Annotated in this window: 23 protein-coding genes; 11 read left to right on the forward strand and 12 right to left on the reverse strand. The window is 68.3% G+C overall.

What is annotated here, in order from left to right:
- Positions 1–17 precede the first annotated feature (17 nt).
- Both OYT95_RS34675 and OYT95_RS34680 read left to right on the forward strand, forming a co-directional pair.
- A complete protein-coding gene (locus OYT95_RS34675) occupies positions 18–2,753 on the forward strand; it encodes a DEAD/DEAH box helicase (protein ID WP_037229718.1) in 2,736 nt (911 codons plus the stop codon).
- A 102-nt stretch (positions 2,754–2,855) separates the two neighbouring features.
- The gene (locus OYT95_RS34680) at positions 2,856–3,545 is read left to right on the forward strand and encodes a DUF4333 domain-containing protein (RefSeq protein ID WP_112298595.1); all 690 of its coding nucleotides are present in this window, start codon (positions 2,856–2,858) and stop codon (positions 3,543–3,545) included.
- A 16-nt stretch (positions 3,546–3,561) separates the two neighbouring features.
- Here OYT95_RS34680 and OYT95_RS34685 read toward each other — a convergent pair whose 3' ends face one another.
- On the reverse strand, positions 3,562–4,518 hold the full coding sequence (locus tag OYT95_RS34685; RefSeq protein WP_268790172.1) for a 5'-3' exonuclease: 957 nt from the start codon (positions 4,516–4,518) through the stop codon (positions 3,562–3,564).
- Between the two features lie 36 nt (positions 4,519–4,554).
- On the opposite strand from OYT95_RS34685, the gene OYT95_RS34690 reads away from it, so the two are divergent.
- Together OYT95_RS34690 and OYT95_RS34695 are read left to right on the forward strand one after the other, a co-directional pair.
- Positions 4,555–5,694, forward strand: coding sequence for a M24 family metallopeptidase (locus OYT95_RS34690; RefSeq protein ID WP_016880747.1), 1,140 nt, complete (start codon positions 4,555–4,557; stop codon positions 5,692–5,694).
- 118 nt (positions 5,695–5,812) lie between these two features.
- Positions 5,813–6,571, forward strand: a complete 759-nt coding sequence (locus OYT95_RS34695; protein ID WP_037229544.1) for a polyprenol monophosphomannose synthase — start codon at positions 5,813–5,815, stop codon at positions 6,569–6,571.
- Here OYT95_RS34695 and OYT95_RS34700 read toward each other — a convergent pair.
- Positions 6,531–6,944, reverse strand: coding sequence for a TIGR03618 family F420-dependent PPOX class oxidoreductase (locus tag OYT95_RS34700; RefSeq protein ID WP_037229546.1), 414 nt, complete (start codon positions 6,942–6,944; stop codon positions 6,531–6,533). The two genes, OYT95_RS34695 and OYT95_RS34700, sit on opposite strands and share 41 nt — an antisense overlap.
- Positions 6,945–6,974: 30 nt before the next feature.
- On the opposite strand from OYT95_RS34700, the gene OYT95_RS34705 reads away from it, so the two are divergent.
- Genes OYT95_RS34705 through OYT95_RS34720 form a run of 4 tightly spaced genes read left to right on the forward strand, consistent with a single transcriptional unit; the run spans position 6,975 to position 10,472 of the window.
- Entirely contained in the window at positions 6,975–7,751 is a 777-nt protein-coding gene (locus OYT95_RS34705; RefSeq protein ID WP_268790173.1) for an SDR family NAD(P)-dependent oxidoreductase, read from the forward strand.
- Positions 7,748–8,980: a precorrin-6y C5,15-methyltransferase (decarboxylating) subunit CbiE gene (gene cbiE / locus OYT95_RS34710; protein ID WP_268790174.1), complete on the forward strand. Its 1,233-nt coding sequence runs from the start codon at positions 7,748–7,750 to the stop codon at positions 8,978–8,980. Before OYT95_RS34705 ends, cbiE begins: the two co-directional genes overlap by 4 nt.
- Positions 8,977–9,726 carry a precorrin-4 C(11)-methyltransferase gene (gene cobM / locus OYT95_RS34715; protein ID WP_268790175.1) on the forward strand — a complete coding sequence of 250 codons (750 nt, stop codon included), beginning with the start codon at positions 8,977–8,979 and terminating at the stop codon, positions 9,724–9,726. Before cbiE ends, cobM begins: the two co-directional genes overlap by 4 nt.
- A gap of 2 nt (positions 9,727–9,728) precedes the next feature.
- On the forward strand, positions 9,729–10,472 hold the full coding sequence (locus OYT95_RS34720) for a cobalt-precorrin-6A reductase (RefSeq protein WP_268790176.1): 744 nt from the start codon (positions 9,729–9,731) through the stop codon (positions 10,470–10,472).
- Positions 10,473–10,493: 21 nt separating this feature from the next.
- Here OYT95_RS34720 and OYT95_RS34725 read toward each other — a convergent pair whose 3' ends face one another.
- The 9 genes from OYT95_RS34725 to OYT95_RS34765 all read right to left on the reverse strand — a co-directional run bounded on the left by OYT95_RS34725 (position 10,494) and on the right by OYT95_RS34765 (position 20,681).
- Positions 10,494–10,931, reverse strand: a complete 438-nt coding sequence (locus tag OYT95_RS34725) for a cupin domain-containing protein (RefSeq protein WP_112298591.1) — start codon at positions 10,929–10,931, stop codon at positions 10,494–10,496.
- A gap of 139 nt (positions 10,932–11,070) precedes the next feature.
- Positions 11,071–12,813 carry a flavin-containing monooxygenase gene (locus OYT95_RS34730; protein WP_268790177.1) on the reverse strand — a complete coding sequence of 581 codons (1,743 nt, stop codon included), beginning with the start codon at positions 12,811–12,813 and terminating at the stop codon, positions 11,071–11,073.
- A 29-nt stretch (positions 12,814–12,842) separates the two neighbouring features.
- On the reverse strand, positions 12,843–13,904 hold the full coding sequence (locus tag OYT95_RS34735; RefSeq protein ID WP_268790178.1) for an SDR family oxidoreductase: 1,062 nt from the start codon (positions 13,902–13,904) through the stop codon (positions 12,843–12,845).
- The gene (locus OYT95_RS34740; RefSeq protein ID WP_268790179.1) at positions 13,901–15,403 is read right to left on the reverse strand and encodes an NAD-dependent succinate-semialdehyde dehydrogenase; all 1,503 of its coding nucleotides are present in this window, start codon (positions 15,401–15,403) and stop codon (positions 13,901–13,903) included. The genes OYT95_RS34735 and OYT95_RS34740 overlap by 4 nt, the downstream gene beginning before the upstream one ends.
- 19 nt (positions 15,404–15,422) lie before the next feature.
- On the reverse strand, positions 15,423–16,442 hold the full coding sequence (locus tag OYT95_RS34745) for an ABC transporter permease (protein WP_268790180.1): 1,020 nt from the start codon (positions 16,440–16,442) through the stop codon (positions 15,423–15,425).
- Entirely contained in the window at positions 16,439–17,974 is a 1,536-nt protein-coding gene (locus OYT95_RS34750) for a sugar ABC transporter ATP-binding protein (RefSeq protein WP_268790181.1), read from the reverse strand. The genes OYT95_RS34745 and OYT95_RS34750 overlap by 4 nt, the downstream gene beginning before the upstream one ends.
- 3 nt (positions 17,975–17,977) lie before the next feature.
- Positions 17,978–18,946 (reverse strand): substrate-binding domain-containing protein, encoded by a 969-nt coding sequence (locus tag OYT95_RS34755; protein ID WP_052032985.1) that lies wholly within the window; start codon positions 18,944–18,946, stop codon positions 17,978–17,980.
- 31 nt (positions 18,947–18,977) lie between these two features.
- Positions 18,978–19,814, reverse strand: a complete 837-nt coding sequence (locus OYT95_RS34760) for an SDR family NAD(P)-dependent oxidoreductase (RefSeq protein WP_235214714.1) — start codon at positions 19,812–19,814, stop codon at positions 18,978–18,980.
- Positions 19,815–19,889: 75 nt separating this feature from the next.
- Complete coding sequence (locus OYT95_RS34765) at positions 19,890–20,681, reverse strand: IclR family transcriptional regulator (RefSeq protein ID WP_037229560.1); 792 nt, start codon at positions 20,679–20,681, stop codon at positions 19,890–19,892.
- A 91-nt stretch (positions 20,682–20,772) separates the two neighbouring features.
- Between OYT95_RS34765 and OYT95_RS34770 the strand changes: the two genes are divergently transcribed.
- The 3 genes from OYT95_RS34770 (at position 20,773) to OYT95_RS34780 (ending at position 23,576) form a co-directional block, all read left to right on the forward strand.
- Complete coding sequence (locus tag OYT95_RS34770) at positions 20,773–21,636, forward strand: transketolase (protein WP_052032992.1); 864 nt, start codon at positions 20,773–20,775, stop codon at positions 21,634–21,636.
- A complete protein-coding gene (locus OYT95_RS34775; protein ID WP_268790182.1) occupies positions 21,633–22,622 on the forward strand; it encodes a transketolase family protein in 990 nt (329 codons plus the stop codon). The genes OYT95_RS34770 and OYT95_RS34775 overlap by 4 nt, the downstream gene beginning before the upstream one ends.
- A gap of 213 nt (positions 22,623–22,835) precedes the next feature.
- Complete coding sequence (locus OYT95_RS34780) at positions 22,836–23,576, forward strand: lipoate--protein ligase family protein (protein ID WP_112298584.1); 741 nt, start codon at positions 22,836–22,838, stop codon at positions 23,574–23,576.
- Between the two features lie 60 nt (positions 23,577–23,636).
- Here the strand turns inward: OYT95_RS34780 and pyk are convergent, their stop codons facing one another.
- Positions 23,637–25,106, reverse strand: coding sequence for a pyruvate kinase (gene pyk / locus OYT95_RS34785; protein ID WP_268792300.1), 1,470 nt, complete (start codon positions 25,104–25,106; stop codon positions 23,637–23,639).
- Between the last annotated feature and the right edge of the window lie 46 nt (positions 25,107–25,152).

A 25,152-nucleotide genomic window follows, 5' to 3' on the forward strand; every position in this document is an offset into this window, starting at 1 on the left:
AATCTGACGGGGTGGCAGTGACAACAGGTGACACGACCGGCGGCACCGAACTCGATGTGTTCTCGGCGCAGCTCGGCTTCGTGCTCGACCCCTTCCAGATCAACGCCTGCCGCGCGCTCGAGGGCGGCCACGGCGTACTCGTCTGCGCCCCGACCGGTGCGGGAAAGACCGTGGTCGGCGAATTCGCCGTGCACCTGGCGCTCACGTCCGGGCGCAAGTGCTTCTACACCACACCCATCAAGGCGCTGAGCAATCAGAAGTACGCGGAGCTGGTGCGGCGGTACGGCAAGGACACCGTCGGGCTGCTGACCGGAGATTCGAGCATCAACTCGGACGCCCCGGTGGTCGTCATGACCACCGAGGTGCTGCGGAACATGCTGTACGCCGACTCCCCGGCGCTGCGCGGGTTGTCCCACGTCGTCATGGACGAGGTGCACTTCCTGGCGGACCGGTTCCGTGGGGCCGTGTGGGAAGAGGTGATCCTGCACCTGTCCGAGGACGTCCGCCTCGTCAGCCTGTCGGCGACCGTCAGCAACGCCGAGGAGTTCGGTGCGTGGATGGAAACGGTGCGCGGCGACACCACTGTCGTGGTCGACGAGAACCGCCCGATCCCGCTGTGGCAGCACATCATGGTCGGGAAGCGGCTGTTCGACCTGTTCGACACGAGGGCGCGCAGCGGGGACGCCCGCAAGGATCTGGTGGTCGACCAGGATCTGGTCCGTCACGTCAAACAGCGGCAGGCCCTCGAGCGGGCCGACTCGTGGGAGTCGCGGGGTAGGGGACGCCGAGGCGGCGGCCGCGGGTTCTCCAGCGACTTCCGGCCGCTGCCCCGACCGGAAGTGATCTCCCGTCTCGACGACGAGGGGCTTCTCCCGGCGATCACGTTCATCTTCAGCCGCGCCGGGTGCGACGCCGCGCTGGCACAGTGCCTGCGGTCCCGCCTCGATCTGACGACGCCCGAGCAGGTCGCCGAGATCCGGACCATCATCGACGCCCACACCGCGGAACTGCCGAAGGCAGATCTGGAGGTCCTCGGGTACTGGGAATGGCGCAAGGCGCTCGAACGGGGCCTCGCCGCGCACCACGCGGGGATGCTGCCCGCGTTCCGGCAGACGGTCGAGGAACTGTTCGTCAAGGGATTGGTCCGGGCCGTGTTCGCCACCGAGACGCTGGCGCTCGGCATCAACATGCCCGCCCGGACGGTCGTCCTCGAACGCCTCGTCAAGTACAACGGCGAGGCGCACGCCGAACTCACCCCCGGGGAGTACACGCAGCTCACCGGACGGGCCGGACGTCGCGGCATCGACATCGAGGGGCACGCGGTGGTCCTGTGGCAGCCCGGGGTGGAACCCGTGGACGTCGCCGGGCTGGCCTCCACCCGCACGTTCCCGCTCCGCAGCTCGTTCCGTCCCGGCTACAACATGACCATCAACCTGGTCGATCGCATGGGCGCGGCGGAATCACGGGCCCTGCTCGAGCGGTCGTTCGCCCAGTTCCAGGCGGACCGGTCCGTGGTCGGCCTGACGCGGGGGATCGAACGCAACGAGGCCGCGCTCACCACGCTCCGCGAACGGCTGGGCGGCGAGGACGGCGAGTACTTCGAGTATGCGCGCCTGCGGGAGGAGCTGAGCAGCCGGGAGCGGTCACTCGAACGGGCAGGCCGGACCGAACGCCGGGACGCCGCGGTCGCCTCGCTCGTCGCGTTGCGGCGTGGCGACGTGATCGCCATCCCCGTGGGACGGCACTCCGGTCTGGCCGTGGTGCTGGAACCGGACCGGGACCCCACGGATCCGAAGCCGTTGATCCTCACCGAGGCGAAGTGGGCGGGCCGGGTGTCGGCCGGCGACTTCCCTGAGCCCGCACGGTCTTTGGGATCGATGCGGTTGCCGCGGCGCTTCGACCACCACACCGCCCGGGTACGACGCGATCTGGCATCGGCGTTGCGCAGCACCGGAATCGTCGCGCCGGGTCGCCGGAAGCGTAAGAAGTCGGGTGCAGCCACCGACGACGCCGAGATCGCGCGGCTGCGGCGCGCCATCCGGCAGCACCCGTGCCACAGTTGGCCGGACCGCGAGCAGCTCAGCCGGATCGGTGAGCGCTACAACCGGCTGGCCCGCGAGACCGAGACGATGCGGCAGAAGGCGGCTGCCACGACGAACTCGTTGGCGCGCACGTTCGATCGCATCCTGTCGCTGCTCGCCGAGCGCGACTACATCTCGCCGGGCGAACACCCCGACGCCACCGAACACGGCACCCGGCTGAGTCGAATCTATTGCGAGAGCGACCTCTTGGTGGCCGAGTGCCTCCGGCAGGGTGTGTGGAAGGGTCTCGGGCCCGCGGAGCTCGCCGCCGTCGTGTCCGCCGTGATCTTCGAATCGCGCCGTGAAGGGGACACCGTCGAAAGCGGCGGTCCGGGAGCGCTGCGGCACGCCCTCGACGAGACCGTGCGGGTGTGGCGGGAGCTGCGGGCGGACGAGATCCGGCACAAACTGCCCCCCACCCGTGAGCCGGACCTCGGCTTCGCTGCCGCGATCTTCCACTGGGCGAGCGACAATTCGCTCGTCGAGGCGCTGATCGCGGCAGGAGATCAGGGGCGTGCGCTGTCTGCAGGCGACTTCGTGCGGTGGTGCAGGCAGGTGATCGACCTGCTCGAACAGGTCCGGTCGACGTCCCCCGATCCGGAGGTCGGCAAGGCCGCAGGTCGTGCGGTCGCGGCGATCCGCCGCGGTGTCGTCGCCGTGGATGCTGCGTGATCCGACGCCGTGTGGTTGGATTCGCACGCTGTCCGAAGGCCCGAATCCGATGGTGGGGCGTTACGGTAGGTACAAAACTTGACACGTGAGCGGGAGGCGACGATGAGCGGCCCTTACGGACCGAACGACCCGAACGGGCAATGGGCCCAGGGACAGCAACCGGGCCAGGGAAACCCTGACCAGACCGGCGGCCAGTACGGGGCGCCGCAGTACGGTCAGCAGCCGCCCGCCCAGCCGTGGGGACAGCCGGGACCGGGTCAGCCTCAGCAGCCCGGGCAGCCGCAGTGGGGTCAGCACCCCCAGCAGCCCGGGCAGCCGCAGTGGGGTCAGCAGCCGCAACCCGGTCAGCTCGGACAGCCGGGTCCGGGACAGTGGGGGCAGCAGCCCGGGCAGCCGCAGTGGGGTCAGCAACCGGGCCAGCCGCAGCAGTGGGGCCCGACCCAGGGCCAGCAGCAGTGGGGGCAGCCGCCGTCGTCGGGGAAGTCGAAGCTGCCGTTGATCATCGGCGGTGTGGTGGCACTGCTGGTGATCGTGGGTATCGCCCTGGTGCTCGCGTTCACGGTGTTCGGCACGGACACCCTCGACCAGAAGGCGGCCGAGGACGGTGTCGAGCGCATCGTCACCGATTCGTACGGCGCCGAGAACGTGTCCGGTGTCACCTGCCCCGCGGATCAGGAAGTGAAGAAGGGCAACAGCTTCACGTGCAGTCTCACCGTGGACGGCGAGAAGAAGCAGGTCACTCTCACCTTCACCGACGACAAGGGCACGTACGAGGTGAGCCGCCCGAGCTAGGCGGCTCACCCGGCCGTCACGGAACCCGTGCGGCGGCCACCTTTTTCAGCGCCGCCGTGAGGCGGCCGACGGAATTCTCGATTCCGAGTTCCTCCGCCAGCCTGCCGAGCCGGTCCGTATCGACCGGTTCGGCAGGCAGCGTGTCTTCGCGGGACAGTTCGACATCCGCGTCCCGTACCACCCGCACCACCGGCAGTGCCGCGTCGAGATAGTCCGCTGCGGCGGCGAATTTAGCGCGCGCACCCTTCGCCATGTCGGATTCGGGATCGACTGCGGCGGCCCGCAGGGCGGCGAGCGATCCGTACTGCATGATCAGGCTCGACGCGGTCTTCTCGCCGATTCCCTTCGCTCCCGGCAGCCCGTCGGACGAGTCGCCGCGCAGCAGGGCGAGTTCGGCGTAGGCCTCGCCTGCCCGGTCGGCGGGCACCCCGTACTTGGCTGCCACCTCTTCCGGCCCGAGCAGTTCGGCCTTCGCGAGGCCGCGCACCACGTACAGCACCCGCACCGGCACCGGGTCGTCCGTGACGACCTGCAGGAGGTCGCGGTCCCCGGTGACGACGATGGTCGTGTCGCGGGTCTCGGTGGCGGCCAGGGTGCCGAGCACGTCGTCGGCTTCGAGGCCTTCGGCACCGGCGGTCGCGATTCCGGTGGCGGCCAGGACATCCAGGATCATCGGGACCTGCGGCGACAGGGTGTCGGGTACCTCTTCCTCCGCCCCGCCCGTGTCCTCGGCGACCCGGTGCGCCTTGTAGGTGGGCACCGCCTCGACGCGGAACGCGGGCCGCCAGTCGAGGTCGAGGCACACCGCGAGCCGCGACGGCTGGTGCTTAGTGATCAGTGCGGCCACCATGTCGGTGAACCCGCGCACCGCGTTGACGGATCGACCGTCGGGTGAGGTGATCGAGTCGGGTAGCGCGTAGTACGCGCGAAACCACAGGCTGGCACCGTCGAGGAGAAGCAGAGGCCCTGTCATGACCCTCATCCTGCCAAACCGGTTTAGCCTGAAGCCATGAGTTCCCTCGGCGCATCGACTTCACGCTTCCCGACCACCATCTATGCCGACCGGATCGCCCGCGCAGGCGCACTGGCCCGCGACGCCGGACTCGACGGCCTCCTCATCACGCCCGGACCCGATCTGCGGTATCTGCTGGGTTCGCGCGCGGAGTCGTTCGAACGGCTCACCTGCCTGGTGATTCCCGCGAACGGTGACACCGCGTCCGTGGTCGTGCCGCGGCTCGAACTGGCGTCGCTCACCGAGTCGGCCGCGTCCGAACTCGGTCTGACGATCCGCGACTGGGTCGACGGGGTGGACCCGTACGCGTTGGTGTCGGGACTGCTGCCGTCGCCTGCCCGGACCGCCGTCACCGATGCGATGCCTGCGCTGCACCTGATTCCGCTCTCGGAGGCGCTCGGTGCGCTACCGGTCCTGGCCACCGGGGTGCTGCGGGAGCTGCGGATGGTCAAGGACGACGCGGAGATCGACGCGTTGCGCCGGGCCGGTCAGGCCATCGACCGGGTCCATGCCCGCATGGGGGAGTTCCTGAAGGTCGGCCGCACCGAGGCCGAGGTGGCGGCGGATATCACCGCCGCGATCCTCGCGGAGGGGCACACCGAGGCGGCGTTCGTCATCGTCGGCTCGGGACCACACGGCGCAGACCCGCACCATGAGGTGTCCGAACGGGTCGTCGAATCGGGTGACGTCGTGGTCATCGACATCGGCGGACCCGTCGAACCCGGCTACAACTCCGACTCCACCCGCACATACAGCATGGGTGAGCCCGATCCGGGTGTGGCCGCCAAGTTCGCGGTACTCGAGGAGGCGCAGGCGGCGGCCGTCGACCTGGTGCGTCCCGGCGTCACCGCCGAGGCGGTCGACGCGGCCGCCCGCGACCTGTTGGCCGCGCAGGGCCTGGCCGAGGTGTTCGTGCACCGGACCGGGCACGGAATCGGGTTGTCGGTGCACGAGGAGCCGTACATCGTGTCGGGTAACGCGATCGAACTGGCCGAGGGCATGGCGTTCAGCGTGGAGCCGGGCATCTACTTCCGCGGGGAGTGGGGTGCGCGGATCGAGGACATCGTCATCGTGACCGCCGACGGCTGTGAGCCGGTCAACACCCGGCCGCACGGGCTGACGGTTCTTCCCGGCTGAGGACCGGGAGCGTGCGGGGGCGGTGCGGCGCGGGTAGTAACATCTCCCATTTGTTCACGACCGCACTCGCCGCTGCACGTCTGCGGGGAGTCGGGATCACAGATCACGCGAAGGTGTCATGGAAAGCGTCGCCCCGAAGGTAACCGTCGTCGTACCGACCTACAACGAACGCGACAACCTGCCCAAGATCGTCGAGCTTCTCGCGGCGTTGGATGTTCCGAACCTGCATGTGCTGGTCGTCGACGACAACTCGCCGGACGGCACCGGTGAGGTCGCCGACACGCTCGCGCAGAGCGGTCCGATCCCGGTCGGGGTCCTGCACCGGACCGTGAAGGACGGCCTCGGACGGGCCTACGTCGCCGGGATGACCCGGGCGCTGGCCGAGGGTGCGGACATCGTGATCCAGATGGACGCCGACCTGTCGCATCCCACCGAGGCCATTCCGCGGATGGTGGAGACCCTGGCGACGACGGACGCGGCCGTCGTGCTCGGCTCCCGCTACGTCGCCGGCGGCGCGGTCGCCAGCGACTGGCCCTGGCATCGCAAGGCGCTGTCGGCGTGGGCGAACTTCTATGTCAACGCGATCCTGCGGTTGCGCGTCAAGGACGCCACCGCCGGGTTCAAGGCGTGGCACGCGGACACCCTGCGGGCCATCGACGTCGACGGCGTGCAGAGCAACGGGTACGCGTTCCAGGTGGAGATGAACTACCGCACCGTGCAGCGAGGCATGACCATCGCCGAGGTCCCGATCCGGTTCGAGGAGCGCACCGACGGCGTGTCCAAGATGAGTCTCGCCGTGCAGATCGAGTCCGCGCTGGTCCCGTGGAAGCTGCGGTTCAGTGGTGACGCAGCGCAGCCGAGCCGAGTACGCGGCTGACGGCGATCTCCACGACCACACGGGTCGGGTTCACCCGGGGCTGGCGATACCTGGCCGCGTAGCGCGCGACGGCGTCGGCGACGGATTCGGGGTCGGTCAGTACCCGGGCGGGGCCCTCCAGGGTCATCCAGCGCGGTCCGTCCACCTGGCTCACCGCGCCGTATCCTCCGCGTTCGGCGTTGAGGGCCTTCTGCGAGGAGCCGTTGGTGATGACCCGCGCCAGCCCGTGCTCCTGATCCCACGTGAAGCCGACGGCGACGACGTGCGGGGTGCCGTTCTTGCGGAGCGTGGTGAGCGTTCCGAGGTGGTATTCGCCGAGGAAGGCGAGCGCCGCGTCGGTCAGGCGGATCGGAGTGGTGGGGGTGCGGTCCATGCCCCGACGGTAATCCAGGACACTGGACGGGTGAGCCTGGGATCGAAGAAGAACAGCGGCAAGCCCGGCGACGACGGGGTGGTACTCCTCCTCGGTGGTCGCAGCGAGATCGGCCTCGAGATCGCCTCCCGGCTCGCGCCCGGCCGCACGGTCGTCCTCGCGGCCCGCCGCAGCACCGAACTCACCGCCGAACGGCAGGCCCTGCTCGGCGCGGGCGCGTCCGTGGTGGACTGCGTGGAATTCGACGCCGACGACCTCGACAGCCACGAGAAGCTGCTGCGGTCCGTGGTGGAAACGCACGGCCCGCTGTCGGTGGCGGTGCTGGCGTTCGGCATTCTCGGCGATCAGGCGCGCGCTGAGCGGGACGCACGGCACGCCGTTGCGGTGGTCCACACCGACTACGTCGCGCAGGTCGGTGTGCTCACGCATCTCGCCACCCTGCTCCGGGAACAGGGGTCGGGACGGATCGTGGTGTTCTCGTCCGTCGCGGGCGTGCGCGTGCGCCGCGCCAACTACGTGTACGGGTCGGCGAAAGCGGGCCTGGACGGGTTCGCCTCCGGTCTCGGTGACGCCCTCCACGGCAGCGGTGTCTCCCTCCTGCTCGTCCGGTCCGGTTTCGTGATCGGCCGGATGACCGAGGGGATGTCGCCGGCGCCGATGTCGAGCACACCGGCACAGGTCGCGGACGCGGTCGTGCGGGGCCTGCACCGCGGTGCGAGCCGAGTGTGGGTGCCGGGACGGTTGCGCCCGGTGTTCTTCGTCATGAGGTTGCTGCCGCAGGCGGTCTGGCGCCGGATGCCGCGATGATCGACCCGATCGTCGTCGGGATCGGTGCGGACGGGTGGGACGGTCTGTCGCCGTCCGCGCGTCGCGAGATCCAGGCCGCCGACGTCGTGATGGGGTCCGGGCGTCAGCTGGCCCTGATCCCCGAGTCGCCGGCACTGCGGGTGGCCTGGCCGTCGCCGCTCGTCCCCGCGCTGCCGGGCCTGTTCGAACAGCACCACGGCCGGCGGGTGTGCGTCCTGGCCAGCGGAGACCCGATGTTCCACGGCATCGGCGTCACTCTCGTCGACCTGCTCGGCGCGGAGCGGGTGCGGGTGATCTCGCACCCGTCCTCGGCCACCCTGGCGTGCGCCCGGCTGGGCTGGGCGGCGCACGAGACACAAGTGGTCAGTCTCGTGAACCGGCCCGTGGACACCCTCCTGCCCGCACTCGGAGAGCACGCGCGACTGCTCGTGCTGAGCCGCGACGAGCACACCCCCGCCGCCGTGGCCGAACTCCTGACGAAACACGGGTTCGGACCGTCGCGGCTCAGCGTGCTCGGCGAACTGGGCGGACCCGACGAGTCGAGGCTCGACGGCACGGCGTCGGCATGGTCACACGAGCCGGGGGCACGGCTGAACGTGATCGCGATCGACTGCCGCGCCGACTCCGGCACCCTCCGGCTGACCCGGATGCCAGGACTGCCCGACGTCGCGTTCACGGGCGACGGGCAGATGACCAAACACGAGATCCGCGCCCTGACGCTGTGTGCCCTCGCACCTGCGGTGGGGGAGTTGCTGTGGGACGTGGGAGGCGGGTCCGGCACCGTCGCGATCGAATGGATGCGTACCCACCCCCTCTGCCGGGCAGTGACTTTCGAGCGCAGCGCGGCACGCGTCGGCCAGATCGAGTCGAACGCGGCCGGGCTCGGGGTGCCGTCTCTCGAAGTGTTCGGTGACGCACCCGCAGCGTTCGAGGACGTGCCACCCGACCTGTCCACGCCGGACGCGATCTTCGTCGGCGGTGGCGTCACGCAGGACGGTCTGCTCGAGGAGTGCTGGTCGCGGCTCCGGGTCGGCGGCCGCATGGTGACCAACGCGGTGACGGCGGAATCGGAAGCACTTCTGCTGCAGTGGTTCTCGAAATGCGGTGGGCAGCTCCGCAAGTTTCAGGTGTACCGCGGTGAGCCGCTCGGCGGGTTCACCGCGTGGCGGCCGCAACTGCCGGTGGCGCAGTGGTCGGTGACGAAGCAGTCGAAAGGTGATGCGGCATGACGGTGTACTTCATCGGGGCAGGTCCCGGCGCGGCCGACCTGGTCACGGTCCGCGCGCAGCGGATCATCGCGGCGAGCCCCGTCTGCCTGTATGCGGGCAGCCTGGTCCCGCAGGAACTCCTGGCGGAATGCCCCGAGGGTGCGCGGGTGATCGACACGGCGCGACTGAGTCTCGACGAGATCGTCGCCCTCCTGATCGAGGCGGACGCGGCCGGTCAGGACGTCGCCCGCCTGCATTCGGGTGACCCGTCGATCTTCAGTGCCGTCGCCGAACAGGTGCGCCGGCTCGAGGCCGCAGGCGTCGCGTACAGCGTGGTGCCCGGGGTGCCGGCGTTCACCGCCGCGGCGGCGTCGCTGGGGCGGGAGTTGACCGTTCCCGGTGTCTCGCAGTCGATCGTGCTGACCCGGGTGTCCACGCTGTCCACCGCGATGCCAGAGGGAGAGGACCTGCGTTCCCTCGGCCGCAGCGGTGCCACGATGGTGGTGCACCTGGGCGCGCACCGGATCGATCAGATCGCCCTGGAACTCGCCGAGAACTACGGTCGCGACTGTCCCGCCGCGGTTGTCGCGTTCGCGTCGCGTCCCGACGAGATCGTGCTCCGCGGCACCCTGGCCACGATCGCCGAGCAGGTGAAGGCGGCGGGCGTCACGAAGACCGCCGTGGTGATCGTCGGTAAAGTGCTTGCTGCCGAGGGGTTTCCGGACAGTTACCTGTATTCCGCCACCCGCGAGCGCACCACCCACTGAGCGTGGCACGGATCCTGATCCTCGGCGGCACCGGGGAGGCCCGGGCGCTCGCCGCCGCACTCGCGGACGTTCCGGGCGTCGACGCGGTGTCCTCTCTCGCCGGCCGGGTCCGCGATCCTCGCATGCCCGTCGGTGACGTGCGGATCGGCGGATTCGGGGGAGCAGACGGACTCGACGAGTGGCTGCGCGCACATCCCGTCGACGCGATCGTGGACGCGACGCACCCGTTCGCGGCGCAGATCACGAGCAACGCCGCCGACGCCGCGCACCGTCGCGGGATACCGCTCGTCGTGCTGCGGCGCCCCGAATGGTGTCCGCGCCCCGGCGAACGCTGGCACCGCGCCACCGACCTCGCCGACGCGGCCGCCCTGCTTCCCGACCTGGGAACGAGAGTCTTCCTCACCATCGGCAGGCAGGGTGTCGGCGCGTTCGCCGGCCTGCGGGCACTGTGGTTCCTCATCCGCGCGATCGATCCACCGGACGTGGCGATGCCGCCGCAGTCGACGCTGCTCCTCGCCCGCGGGCCGTTCGCGGTGCCCGACGAGATAGCGCTGATGCGTGAGCACCGCATCGACGTCCTGGTCACCAAGAACAGCGGCGGCGGTCAGACCGACGCGAAGCTCGACGCCGCCCGTGATCTGGGCGTTCCGGTCCTGATGATCCGTCGTCCACCGTTGCCGTCGGGGACGGCACCGGTGGACGACGTCGAGGGAGCGCTCGAGTGGATCGACTCGGTCATCCGATGAGGAGACGGGCACGGTGACCTGTCAGCAGGCGGGCGCCGGCGCGTCCTCGGACAGGGGCTTGCCCTCCGGTTCGGTGTAGAACGCGAGCAGCACCAGCGGTTCGGTCCCCAGATTCGAGCCCTCGTGGACGTGATCGCTTCCGTGGTCCTCGGTGATCGCCTGACCGGCCGTCGTCACCGCTTTCGTGCAGTCCTGCAGGGTGCGGGACAGCACACCGGATTCGACGAACGCATACACCGGACCGTCGTGGTAGTGCCATCCCGTCGTGCCGCCGGGGGCGATCTCGATGCGCCGCAACGTGAGATCCGTGCCCGCCGAGCTGCCCGCGACCGCCGGAACCGTGGTCTCGAACAGGATCTGCGCGGTCACACCCGAAGACGGCGTCGCCTGGGCGGGGGAAGCGGCCAGTACCGCGGCTACGGCACAGGACAAGACGACCACACTCGATCTGAGGAGCATCGTGACGACCTCTCGGCGCGCTGGCCCCGCACACGGCGCGCAGGCATCCAGGGGAGTGCATTTCGGCGTGTCCAGGGTAGGGCTCCGGAGGGAGCGGCCGCGGGGATATCCGCGAAACCGGCGCCCGGGCCGGTCGGATTCAGCCGTTGTCGAGGTCGGTGCGGATCTGCATGGCCAGGACCTTGGAGTAGATCCGGCAGAGCTGGAAGTTGCCGGAGGAGAACCACAGTCCGGGTTGTGCGGTCCGCTTCCACGTGTTGCGGACCTCGCCCTCGTCGTCGTATCCCCAGATGGGGCCGACCGCGTCGGCGATCTCGTCGCCCAGCAGCGCGCGTACACCCTCTTGCTGGGTCTGGTATCCGGTCGCCAGGATGACGGCGTCGGCCTCGACGACGTCGCCGTTGGTCAGACTCAGACCGTCGGCGACGAACCCGGCCGTGTCGGCGTACTGGACCAGCCCGACCTGCCCGGAGATCAGCAGATCCGAACAGCCGACGTTGAGGTAGTAGCCGCCACCACGGCGCATGAACTTCATCTGCTGGCCGGTGTCCTTTTCGCCGTAGTCGGTTCGGAAACCGATGCGATTGAGGGCGGCGACGAGATCCTTGTCGAGTTCCTTCATCGTTGCGGTGATCATCTGGCTGCCCGTGTAGAGGTCGGGATAGACCGTTGCCATCGAGAGGAGGTCGCAGTCGTCGAGGGTCGGTGCAGTCAGGTACGACGCGTCCGCCGCCGCGGCCGAGGGGTCGACGCTCACGATGGTGGTCGAATTGCGCTGCACCATCGTCACGTCGACACCGTGAGCATGCAGGTCCTGGGCGACGTCGTGGGCACTGTTCCCGGTTCCGATGATGACGACTCGTTGACCCTCGAATTCGCCGGCGTCGTCGTAGTCGCTCGAGTGCAGCGTGCGACCCGCGAACTGGGAAAGTCCGGGTAGCTCCGGGACGTACGGGATGCCGCTGACACCGGTCGCGATCACGACGTGCTTGGGGCGCAGGGTGCGAATGGTGCCGTCGCCGCGACGAACTCGCGCAACCCAGGATCGGGACTGTTCGTCGTAGTCTCCGCCGACGAAGGCGGTGGCACCCCAGAAGTTGATCTCCATGGCCTCGACGTACGCCTCGAACCATCCGGCAAGCTTGTCCTTGGGAACGAACTGCGGCCAGGTTGCGGGGAAGGGCATGTACGGAAGGTCGTTGAGCCACACCGCGTTGTGCAGGGTCAGGGCGTGGTATCGGGTGCGCCAGTTGTCGCCGGGCCGCACATGGGTGTCCACGACCAGGGCGTCGACGTCGAGCTGCCCGAGCCGGGCTGCGAGGGTCAGTCCCGACTGCCCACCGCCGACGATCAGCACGTCGGGGTCGCGGTTCTCGTAGGCTTGCGCGGCGACGCGGCGGTCCAGCCAGTTGGGGCCACCGAACTTGGACGAGTCCGCCTGCCCGACGGGGCGGTGCTCGCCGGTGCGTTCGGGGTGGTCGGCAAGCTGGTCGAGTGTGGTGAAGAGGGAGCGCACGAGCAGACCGCGGTCCGGCACGTCGACCAGCCGCGCAACCCCGACCCCGGACCCGGCGAGGGTGTCGAACTCGAAGATGACCTCCAGGCAGGGGATACCCGCCCGCTCCACCAGACGGGGAGGAGTCCGGTCTTCGGCGATCCGGATGTTCGTCGCCTTCGCGAGTTCCTGGCGGCGGAGCAACTCCGCGGGAATCTCGTCGTTGAACGTGCGCAGATCCCCGGTGAACGCGAGCACGTCGCGCCAGTAGGACTGCGGGGCGAAGACAGCCGTGGGCGCGAGTTCGGCGGTGAGGAACCGGGAGAATCCGTCGAGCCACGCCTGTGCGTCGGTTCGAAGGTCGGTGTCACTGAATGTGGTGGTCATGATGTAGTCCTGTCGAAAGTGTAAAGGGATTACGGAATCAGGCGAAGCCGCTGGAGTTGCTCGAGGTTGGCGACGAAGCTCTCGTGGGTGTCGATGCACGCGGTGAAGCCGGCCCGGCGGATCTTGATGGTGCTCTGCACCATGTCGGACTCCATGGCGAACCATCCGTCGACGAACGGCCAGGCTGCCACCGCAGACAGCGGGAGCGGGCGTAGCTGGTGCCGGGCGACGACGTCGTCCCAGAGTGCAGATTTGTCCGCCATCTGCTCGGCGAGCGTCATCGGCTGTATCGGCGCGACGTCCATGCCGAAGAAGCCGGCGATGTCCGGCCACAGATGCTGCCAGCGGAAGTTGTCGCCGTTGGTGACGTTGAACGTCTCTCCGCGTGCCGTCTCGGCCTCGAGCGCCCAGTGCACCGCGGCGCCCACGACGGCACTGTCCGTCGCCTGGTGTAGCGCCGTCCAGGCCTTCGGGGTGCCGGGGAAGCGCAGCGGCAGACCTTGATGCCGGCACAGGGTTGCGTAGACGCCGACACCGGTCAGCATGTTCATCGGTGATCCGATGCTCACACCCAGCACTGCATCCGGGCGGAGGACGGTCCAGGTGTACCCGTGCTGCTGGGCGTCGGCGAAGAGCAGGTCCTCCTGGTCGTTGTAGAAGATGGGACCGAGGTGGCGGGGGTCGGTCTCCTTGGCCGGGGTCTTGTAGTAGCCGAGGTGCTCGCCGTACGACTTTCCACCGCCGATCAGGACGACGTGCCGGAGGGTGGAGGGTGACCCGCCGACCGCCGCGAGCACGTGCCGAAGCATCGCGAGGTTCGGTGCGACGGTCGCCGCCATCGACTCACGTTCGGTGTATGCCGTGTAGACGATCGTGTCGATGTCGGCACGGCCGGCGAACGCAGCCGAGGTGGCCGCGCCGTCGAGGAGATCGACCTGGATGTGGTCGGCGACTGTCGTCCCGCCCGGCAGCTCGACCGGGCCGCGGCGTGCCACCGTGACCACGTCCCTGCCCTCGTCGGTCAGCGTCCGCACCACTGCGCTGCCGATCACCCCGTGGGCGCCGACGACCAGAGTCTTTCCGGCGCTCATGCCCTGCCTCCGATGCTCGTGGGTGCGGTGCCCGCGCCCAGTGCGACGTACTTCGTCTCGAGGTATTCGTCGAGGCCTTCCGGGCCGCCTTCCCGCCCGTAGCCGGAATGTTTGACACCGCCGAAGGGTGCTGCCGGGTTCGACACCGTTCCCTGGTTGATCGCGACCATTCCGCTGTCGAGTTGTTCGGCGACTCGGATCGCGCGGTCCAGATCGCGCGTGAACACGTAGGCGGCCAGCCCGTACCTGCTCGAGTTGGCGGATTCGAGGACCGCGGTTTCGTCGTCGAAGGAGATGATCGGCGCGACGGGCCCGAAGATCTCGTCCTGGATCAGGAGCGCGTCATCGGGCACATCGGTGAGGACGGTGGGCGCGAAGAAGCAGCCCGGACGGTCGAGGGCGTGCCCGCCCGTCGCGACGCGTGCGCCCTTGGCGACGGCGTCGTCGACCAGCCTCTGCACCTGGCGTCGCTGCTTGTCGTCGATGAGCGGGCCGATGTCGGTGCCGGGGTCCATGCCGGGGCCGATCGTCAGCGCGGAGAAGCGCGCGGCGAGTTCGGCAGCGAACTCGGCGGCGATCGAGGAATGGACGTACAGGCGGTTGGCGCTGGTGCAGGCTTCCCCGTTGTTGCGCAGTTTCGCCTGTATCGCGGCGTCCACTGCCGAGCCGACGTCGGCGTCGTCGAAGACGATGAACGGGGCGTTGCCGCCGAGTTCGAGCGACACGCGCAGCAATTGGTCGGCCGACTGCCGGACCAGTGACTGTCCTACCTCGGTCGAGCCGGTGAACGAAATCTTCCGCAGCCGTGGATCATTCATTGCCGCGGCCACGATTCGGGTGGAATCACTGCTGGGCACGATGTTGACCACTCCGGCGGGAACACCGGCTTCCTCGAGGATCGACGCCGTCGCGAGCATGCTCAGCGGAGTCTGCTTCGCGGGTTTGACGATGCAGGTGCAGCCCGCCGCCAGCGCGGGGCCGATCTTGCGGGTGCCCATCGCGAGTGGGAAGTTCCACGGTGTGACGAACAGGCACGGACCGACGGGCTGGGCCATCGTGACGATCCGGCCGACCCCCGACTCGGTGACGGTGTAGCGGCCGCCGATGCGCACAGCTTCCTCGGAGTACCAGCGCAGGTATTCGGCTGCGTACGTCACCTCGGCCCGGGCCTGAGCGTACGGCTTGCCCATCTCGAGCGTGGTCAGGGTGGCGAGATGGTCGGACCGCTCGAGCATGAGCGTGTAGGCGCGGCGCAGGATGTCCGAGCGCACCCGGGGAGCGGTGCGCGCCCAGTCCCGTTGGGCAGCCGTTGCGGCGTCGAGAGCGGCGGCCATCTCGGCGAGCCCGCCGTCGGCGATCTCGGCGATCACATCGCCGGTGGCGGGGTTCTCCACCGCAATGGTTTTTCCCGTTCCGGGTGATACCCACCTGCCTCCGATGAACAGATCGGTGGGCACCTTTGCCAGTGCGGCATCGGGTTTCATGGTTTCGTACGTCATGGTTTCCTTTGATCGTGTGTCAAGCATGCTGCGTCCCCGAGGACTTGATGCGCAGCCGGTCCAGCGCCACCGCGAGCACGATGACCGCGCCCTGGATGATCTGCTGGTAGAACGTCGAGACGTCGAGCAGCGTCATACCGTTGACGAGGACGCCGATGATCGCCGCACCCACCAAGGTGCCGATCAGTGAGCCTCGCCCACCCATCAGTGACGTTCCGCCGAGGACCACGGCGGCGATCGCCGACAATTCGTATCCGGCGCCGAGGTCCGGCACCGCGCTCTGCAGACGGGCCGACGCGATGATTCCGCCCACGGCGGCGCAGATGCCGGAGATCACGTACACGGTGGTGAGCACCCGCCGGACCGGGATCCCGGCCAGCCGTGCGGCTTCGGCGTTGCCGCCGACTGCGCGAACCCAGCGTCCGAAGACGGTGCGATTGAGCAGATACCACCCGCCCGCGAAGACCGCGGCCATGACGAGCACCGGAATCGGCATACCGAGAATCGAGCCGTGGCCGAGGACGGCGTAGCCGAGGTCCGTCGAGAACAGGGTCTTGCCGTCGGTACCGACGTACGTCACTCCGCGCAGGTACGTCAGCGCGGCAAGGGTGACGATGAACGACGCCAGCCCGAGTCCGGCCACCAACACACCGTTGATCAAGCCGATGACCAGGCCGGCGGCCAGCGCACCGAGCAGGGCGACCGGGGCGGGGGCGCCGTTGATGGAGAGGGCGACGGCGACGAACGCGGTCACGCCCACCGCCGAACCGACGGACAGGTCGATGCCTCCGGTCATGATGACGAAGGTCAGTCCCGCACCGAGTATGGCGGTCACGGAGATCTGCCGGGCGACGTCGAAAAGGTTGTCGACCGACAGGAAATACGGTGCGACCGCGGAGAACACGGCGATCAGCACGATGAGTGCGAGCGCCACGCCGAGTCGATCGGCGAGTGCGGTGACGTGGTGTCGGATGCCGTTCGACCGCGGGGATCGGTGCGGCGCCGCCGGCAGGGTGGGGGAGGGAAGTCGGGTGGTCATGAGATTACCTCGGTGAGCGATGGAGGGGCAGTCGCGCTTCCGGTGGCGTGCCGGATGATGTCTTCCTCGGTCATGGAGTCGCCGGAGACCTCGGCGACGATCCCGCCTTCGCGCATGACGAGGATGCGGTCGGAGAGTCCGATGACCTCCGGAAGTTCAGAGGAGATCAACAGTATTGCAACGCCTTTCGATGCGACCTCGTTGATGAGCGCGTAGATGTCGGCCTTGGCTCCGATGTCGACGCCGCGGGTGGGTTCGTCGAGGATGAGTACCGACGGTTGCTTGGCCAGACAGCGTGCGAGCAGGACCTTCTGTTGATTGCCGCCGGAGAGGTCCCCGACGCGCTGGTCGACGCCGGTGGTTTTGACGCGCATCTGCTCGGTGTACCGAGTGGCCGCGTGTTCCAATGCTGCCGGCGAGGTCCGGCCGAAGCGGTGGCGGCCGAACGCCGTACCGAGGCAGACGTTGTCGGCGATCGACATGTCGAGGAACAGGCCCTGTTCCTTACGGCTCTCCGGGAGCATCACGATCCCGGCTGCCGCGGTCGAGCGGGGGTTGCCGAGGTCGACGTGTTGGTCGTCGACCTCGACGCGGCCGGCAGCGGCTTTGTCGACGCCTGCTACCAGGCGGCACAGTTCGCTTCTTCCGGCGCCGACGATGCCGGCCAATCCGACGACCTCGCCCGCGCGGACCTCGAGGGAGCAGGGTTGCACTCGGTCGGAGGAGAGGTCGCTGACCTGGAGTCGGACGTCGGTGCGTGCCGTGGCTCGCCGGTGCTGATACATCGTCTCGACCGGCCTGCCCACCATCGAGGTGACGATCCGGTCGGGGGTCATCTCCGCTCGGGCCATCGTGTCGGCGACGACACCGTCGCGGAGGACGGTGACGTGATCGGCGATGCGGTCGATTTCCGCCATCCGGTGACTGATGTACAACATGGCCAGACCGTGCGCCTTGAGTTCGGCGACCAGGCGGAGCAGGTTGTCGGCCTCGTCTTGAGAGAGTGCGGCAGTCGGCTCGTCGAGAACGAGGATCCGTGGCTCTTCGGACAGGGCGCGGGCGATCTCGACCAACTGTTGCTGCCCCGTACTGAGTTCGGCCACATAGGTTTCGGGACGGATGGTCGACCCCACCCGGGCCAGGGCGGCGACCGCGAGTCGGCGGGCGGCACCGCGGTCCAATCGACCCAGGCGCCGCCGTGGCTCCCGGCCGAGCACCATGTTCTCGGCGACGGTGAGTTCGGGAACCACGCTCAGCTCTTGATGGATGACCGTGAGTCCGTGTGCGCGTGCGTCGCCGGGGCCGGTGAAGTGCGCTGGGTTGCCGGCGACGTGGATCGTTCCCGAGTCCGGTTGGTGAATTCCGGTCAGCACCTTGATCAGGGTCGATTTGCCTGCACCGTTCTCACCGGCGAGGACGGACACCGATCCGGACTGCAAGGACAATGACACCCCGCGCAGGACAGAGTTGCCGTTGAAGGACTTCGTGATGCCTTCGAGTCGCGCGGCGGGGACCTTCGTGAGCGTACCCATGGTTCATCCCCAGGTCTTGTAGGCGGTGATGGTGTCCGCGGTGACGAGGACGGTGGGAATCAATGTCGGTGCGCTGTCGACCTTCTCGCCGGCGGCGAGACGAACAGCGGTGTCGAGTCCCGAGCGGCCGAGCTGGGCGGGGTCCTGCCCCGAGGTGGCGATGATGGAACTCTTGCCGAGGAGGTCGGTCAGTTGTTTCGCGCCGTCCACTCCGACGACCTTCACGTCGGTGCCCTTCTGCTGTGCAGCGAGGGAGATTCCGATCGCGGTGGGATCGTTGACGCCGAAGAAGCCGTCCACGTCGGGGTTCGCGGTGAGGATGGTGCTCGCGACGTTCATGGCCTTGTCACGGGTGAGATCTGCGCGCTGAGTGGCGACGACCTCGATGCCCGGGTGGGCGTCGAACGCTTCCCGGCATCCCTGCATGCGGTCCGCGATCGCCGATACCGCGGCCCCGTCGACGATGGCCACCTTGCCGGAGCCGCCGAGTTGCTCGACGAGATACGTGCACGCTTCGCGGCCGGCCTGGACGTTGTCGCTGGTCACGGTCGCGTCGGCACCGACCGCAGTGACATCGACGGCGACGACGGGGATGTTCGCCTGCGTCGCCCGGAGCAAGGCGGGACCGATGCCGTCGGAATCGACGGCGTCGACGATGATCGAGTCGACCTTCTGCCGGATGAACGTATCGATCTGGTCGCTTTGCACGGCGACGTCGGCATTGGCGTACTGAACGGACACTTCCACGCTCTTCTCGGTGGCGGCCGCTTCGATCGCCTGGCCTTCCGCGAGGAAGAAGGGGTTCGACGCCGCGTTGAGGGTGACGCCGATCGTGGTCTTGCCGTCGTCTCCGGCACCCGCGCCGGACGTGCACGCTGTCATGGTGCCGGCCGCGATCAGCGCGGTGCCCACTGCAGCGACTATCTTCGACGGCGTTTTCGCACGCGGGCAGGTTCTATCGTGAACTGACATCAGGCTGTTCCTTCTTGCTGGTCTGGATCGGTCAGACGACGGGCGTGACGCCGCCGTCGATGCAGAAATTCGCCCCCGACACGAAACTTGCGCGGGTGGACGCGAGATAGACGACGATTCCCGCCACCTCGTCCACGGTTCCCAGCCGGCCCACCGGGATCTTGTTCAATTCAACGTATTTGGCGAGCGCAGTCTCTTTGTCGACGCCGAACTCGGCCGCCAGTGAATCGGCGATACCGCCGGGCCGGTCGTAGATCGGAGATCGGATGAACGCCGGCGACACGACGTTCGACCGGATGCCGTCGGGGGTGAACTCCGCGGCGAGGACTTTCGAGAGCATCAGAATTGCAGCTTTGGAGACGCTGTAGTCGGGCAACCGGGGATTGGGCATCCGGGCCGCTTCCGATGCGATGTGGACGAGGGCGCCGTCGCCGTGCCGGCGCATCGCTGTGATCGCGGCACGGGACGCCCGGACGTAGCCCATCAGGTTGAGGTCCAGCGTGAGGGCCCAGTCTTCGTCGGATGTCGTCAGGAAGCTGTCGCGTACCGGCGCGACGCCGGCGTTGTTGACCAGGACGTCGACGCGTCCGAACTCGTGGAGCGCGAAGTCGATCATCGTCTGCGCGCCGGACGGATCGAGGAGGTCGACCTGCGTCAGGCGTAGGTGCTCGGAATCGTGGGGCAGGTCCGAGGTGGTGACGTCGAGATCGGCGCCGACCACCTTGGCCCCCGCCGCGAGCACGTGTCGAACACAGGCCCCGCCGATGCCGCCCCCTGCACCGGTGATCACGACCACGCGGTCGTGGAGCTCGCCGCTCATGTCCTTGCCTTCCTGCTGGTGAGTCGTACCACGGACTGTGGTGCTCACCACTGTCTCACTTCACGGACGACATGTCTAGTAGGCGAGACAAACTAAGCGGGGAGGCGCGAGTAGGGCGCGGCGTTACCCGAAGTTCGCGACCTTCCGGCCGGCGAGATCCACGCCGAGGGCACGAGAAATCTCCTGTCCACCGCTGATCACCTCCGCCTTCCAGCGGTCGCCGTCGGCTCCGAGGATGGATTCACGGACGCCGCTGATCGACAGTGCCGCCCGGACCCGGCCCTGGTAGTCGATGATCGGGACGCCGATCGCCGCCACGCCGACCGTCACGTCCTGGTCGCTGATCGCGATCCCCTCTTCGCGGGTGCGCCGCAGCAGTGCACGCAGTTCGGACGGCTCGGCGGGGGTGGAGGGGGTCAGCCGTGTCAGTGGGGTGTTGCGGGCGATGTAGGCCTCCCACTCGCTTTCGTCCCGGAAGGCCAGGATGGCGCGGGAGGCGGCGCCGGTATGCATGGGCAGGGACCCGCCCAGGCGCAGGGCCAGCGACTGCACGCGTTTGCCGTCGAGGCGTTCGATGCACACTGCCTGGTCACCGCGGGGGACGCAGAGGAACACCGTCTCGCCGGTGAGTGCGTGCAGGCGTTCCATGACCGGCTGTGCGAATTGGCGTTCGTCGAACCGTTCGACCACCGCCGAGCCGAGCGACACCAGCTTGAATCCGAGGCGGAACTTGCCGCGCCGCGATCCCGCCTCCACGAGGTCTTCCTCCTGCAGGCTCGCCAGCAGGCGATACATCGAGCTGCGCGGCTCGTTGATCGCTTCCGCGATTTCGGTGGCAGTTGCCTCCCCCTTGGCCAGGAAGTCGAGCAACTCCGAGACCTTGCGTACCAACATCAAACTTCCGTCATTTGCCATGCGTTCAGATTATCGCTCAGCGGACAAACAGTCCATCAAATAGTTTTACTGCTCTATGGACAAGGCGTCCGACAGTTGGTACTTTTCGTCCATGCTGACACCAACCCCACCGGTCACCGACCACGACGACGACCTCGTCGACCTGATCTCCGAACGCGCGCTGTTCGCACGCCTCGAAACGGTCCGCCTCATCTCCATCGCCAAGACCGGCCATTACGCCTCCGGCTTCTCCTGTGCCGAGATCCTCGCGACCCTGTACTACGGCGTCATGCGGCTTCGGAAGGGTGAGCCGGATTGGCCCGACCGAGACCGCTTCCTGTTCGGCAAGGGCCACGCCGCGGCGACGCTCTATCCGCTCCTGGCGGATTGGGGGTTCTTCGACCCGGCCGAGCTCGACGAGTACACCCGCCTCGGCAACGCCTTCGGCGACCACCCCGACATGACCCGGATCCCCGGCATCGATTTCAGCAGCGGATCGCTCGGGCACGCCCTGTCGACCGGCACCGGAATCGCTCTCGGCACCCGCCTGCAGGGCCGCCCCTCCAACGTCTTCGTCCTCCTCGGCGACGGCGAACTGCACGAAGGTCAGATCTGGGAAGCCGCGCTCAGTGCGGCCCACCACGACGTCTCGAACCTGATCGCGATCGTCGACCGCAACGACCACTCCCTCGACGGCCGCATCGACACCGTGACCAACATCGAGCCGCTCGGCGACAAATGGCGCGCCTTCGGATGGGACGCGCACGAGGTCGACGGACACGACGTCCGCGCACTGCTCGCGACCTTCCGCGCGATCGTCGAGGACCCCGAACGAACACGCCCGGCCGTGATCATCGCGAACACCGTCAAGGGCAAGGGCATCTCCTACATGGAATCCGAATTCGGCTGGCATCTCGGCTGGCTGGCAGAACAAGACGAAATCAACGCGATCGAAGAACTGAGGAACAACCGATGAGCGTCGCACCCGGCCTGCAGGCCGAGTCCTGGCACCTGCTTACCCTGATCGAGCGGGCCCCCGGCTTCCACATACTCGCCGACACATTGGCCGATCTGGTCGACGAGGGGCATCCCATCGTCGCCGGAACCGCCGATCTCAAGTATTCGAACGGTCTGGTCGCATTCCAGGAGCGTCACCCCGACCGATACGTTCAGTTCGGCATCTCCGAACAGCACATGGTCTCCACCGCAGCGGGACTCGCCACCACGGGGCTCCAGCCGTACGTCGCCACCTTCGCGTCGTTCATGGCCTACCTGGCCTGCGAGCAGATCCGCACCGACATCGCGTACACCAAGCAGCCGGTCCGGCTCATCGGCCATCACGCCGGCATCACGCTCGGCTTCTACGGCACCTCGCACCACGCCACCGAGGACCTCGCCATCACCCGCAGCATCCCCGGGCTCACGGTCATCGCCCCCGCCGACACCGCTCAGCTCGGGTCCGCGCTCCGTGCCGCCGTCGATCATCCCGCACCGATCTATTTCCGGATCGGCCGTGGTCAGGACCCGGACGTCTACGCCGACGGCACTCAGCCCTTCACCATCGGCACCGCCATCGAACACGGCGCCGGCACCGACCTGACAATCATCGCCACGGGGTCGATGGTGCATCCCGCGCTCGCGGCGGCGCGAGCACTGAACGCCGGTGGCATCTCCACGGGTGTCGTCGACATGCACACCATCAAGCCCCTCGACACCGAAGCCGTCGCCCGCGCCGCACAGCGGTCCCGCATCGTCCTGACCGTGGAGGAACACAATGTCATCGGTGGTCTCGGGGGTGCGGTCGCGGAGGTCGTCGCCGAGCACGGGTACGGCACACGTGTCGTCCGACACGGTGTGAAGGACGAATACGCGCTGATCGGACCGCCGACCCACCTGTACCGGCACTACAAGCTCGACGCCGCAGGTATCGAGGAGGTTGCGCGAACCGCCGTAGGGGCGTAAATCCGCACACGGCAGCACCATTTCCCGCGGTCCGTTCTGCCGGGCGGGGCGACGCGACTCCCGGCCCGGCCATTCCGCCCGCGCCGGGGGTCGCGCGCAGCTGCGCGGCGAAGCGGGTGCTCGTGTCGTCCCGCTCGGCGACACTGTAGTGACGTGCCGGTTGCGGCAATGACGTCGTGGCAGTGTGTTGCGGAACGGAGTGACGGGAACGGTATGACGATCAGGCAGTTGCTGACCACGCACTTTCCGGACGATCCCGTGATGGACGCGGCGCTCGCCACGGCACTTCTGCGTCGCACCGCGCGAGAGCCGAATGCCCCTGCGCTGGTGCGCATCTACAGTCCCGCGCGAACGCTGTCGTTCGGGCGGCTGGACGCTGTTCGAGCGCAGTTTCCGGCCGCCACCGCGGTGGCGCGGCAACACGGATTCACCCCCGTCGTCCGCGGCGCCGGAGGTCGGGCGGCGGCCTACCACGAGCAGAGCCTCGTCGTGGAGATGATCTCCCGGGACGCCGAGGGCATGGTCGGGGCCCGCCCGCGCTTCCAGCGCATCACCCCGAGGCTCGTCGCGGTGCTGAGGAAGCTCGGTGTCGATGCTCGCATCGGACCGGTGCCTGGTGAGTATTGCCCCGGTGATTGGACGGTGAACGGCGCAGGCCGCGTCAAGCTGGCAGGAACCGCGCAGCGAATAGTCGCCGGGGCGTGGCTTTTCGGTTTCGAACTGGTGGTGTCCGATCCCGACCCCGTGCGGGCGGTGCTCACCGATGTCAATGCCGCCCTCGAGCTGGAGTTCGACCCCGGCACGGCGGCGTCCCTGACGGACCTGAACCCGGACGTCACCCTCGAACAGGTCCGGGCCGCGATCCTCGCCGAACTCGGCGTGGTCCACGAACGGACCGCTGACCCCGACCTCCTGGAGGAGGCAGCGAATCTGCGCGACGCGCATGTGGCGTGAGGCGTCACCGCGTCGGGTGTGCGGGCCTGGGAACGGAATGTGACGGATAGCACGGTCGTGTCAGTTCATGAGGTCGTCTTCGCCGATCCGGTGGACGTGGATGAGGTTGGTGGATCCGATGGTGTGCGGGGGTGAGCCGGCGACGATGACGACGAGGTCGCCGCGCCGGTAGCGGCCCAGTCGGAGGAGGGCGGTGTCGACCTGGCGGATCATTTCGTCGGTCGATTCGACCGGGTCGACGAGGAAGGTTTCGGTGCCCCAGGTGAGGGCGAGTTCGTGTTGCACCTGGGGTACCGGGGTGAACGCCAGCAGTGGTAGCGGGGTGTGGAGCCGGGCGAGACGTCGCACGGTGTCCCCGGACTGGGTGAACGCCACGAGCGCGGTGGCGTTCAGCCGTTCGCCGATGTCGCGGGCGGCGAACGAGATCACGCCGCCGTGGGTTCGCGGGATGTGTGTCAGGGCGGGAACGGTGGTGGATTCGTGTTCGACGGCGGAGAGGATCCGCGCCATTGTCGCGACCGTCTCGATCGGGTGGGCGCCGACGGAGGTTTCCCCGGAGAGCATCACCGCGTCCGCGCCGTCGAGGACCGCGTTGGCCACGTCCGACGCCTCCGCCCGGGTGGGCCGGGAATTGTCGATCATCGACTCGAGCATCTGCGTCGCCACGATCACCGGTCGGGCGTTCTCCCGTGCGATCTGCACGATCCGCTTCTGCATCAACGGCACCCGCTCGAGGGGGACCTCGACCCCGAGGTCGCCGCGCGCGACCATGACCGCGTCGAAGGCGCGCACGATCGCCTCGATGTCGTCGACGGCCTCGGGTTTTTCGATCTTCGCGATCACCGGCACCCGCCGGCCGATCCGGTCCATCACCTCGTGGACGCGGTCGATGTCGGTGGGGGCGCGCACGAACGACAGGGCGATCAGGTCCACCCCGAGGCGCAGGGCGAATTCGAGGTCGTCGATGTCCTTGTCGGACAGGGCGGGAACGGAGACGTTCATCCCGGGCAGACACACGCCCTTGTTGTTGCTGATCGGGCCGCCGTCGGTCACCCGGCACACCACGTCGTTGCCGTCGACGTCGATGACGGTCAGCGCGATCTTGCCGTCGTCGACCAGGAGGCGGTCACCGGGCCGCGCGTCCTCGGCGAGCTGGCGGTAGGTGGTCGAGACCCGGTCGTGGGTGCCCTCGCACTCCTCGACGGTGATCCGGACCTGTTCCCCGGCCGCCCACACCGCCGCGCCGTCGGCGAAGCGGCCGAGGCGGATCTTCGGTCCCTGCAGGTCCGCGAGGATTCCCACGGCCCGGCCGGTGCTGCCGGCCGCGGCGCGGACGCGTCGGTAGTTGGCCTCGTGGTCGGTGTGGTCGCCGTGGCTGAAATTCAGGCGGGCGATGTCCATCCCGGTTTCGACGAGGGCGTGGGTGCGTTCGTCGGTGGCGGTGGCAGGGCCGAGCGTGCAGACGATCTTCGCTCTGCGCGGAGACAGCAGTGAAGCCGAGTCGACCTCGGCAGCGAGTGACGAGTGGATGTCGGTGAGAGTCACAAGGATCCTTCGTTGTGCACAGTGGGGGTAC

It is taken from the genome of Rhodococcus sp. JS3073 (assembly GCF_026810085.1).
GTDB classification, from domain to species: domain Bacteria; phylum Actinomycetota; class Actinomycetes; order Mycobacteriales; family Mycobacteriaceae; genus Rhodococcus_F; species Rhodococcus_F wratislaviensis.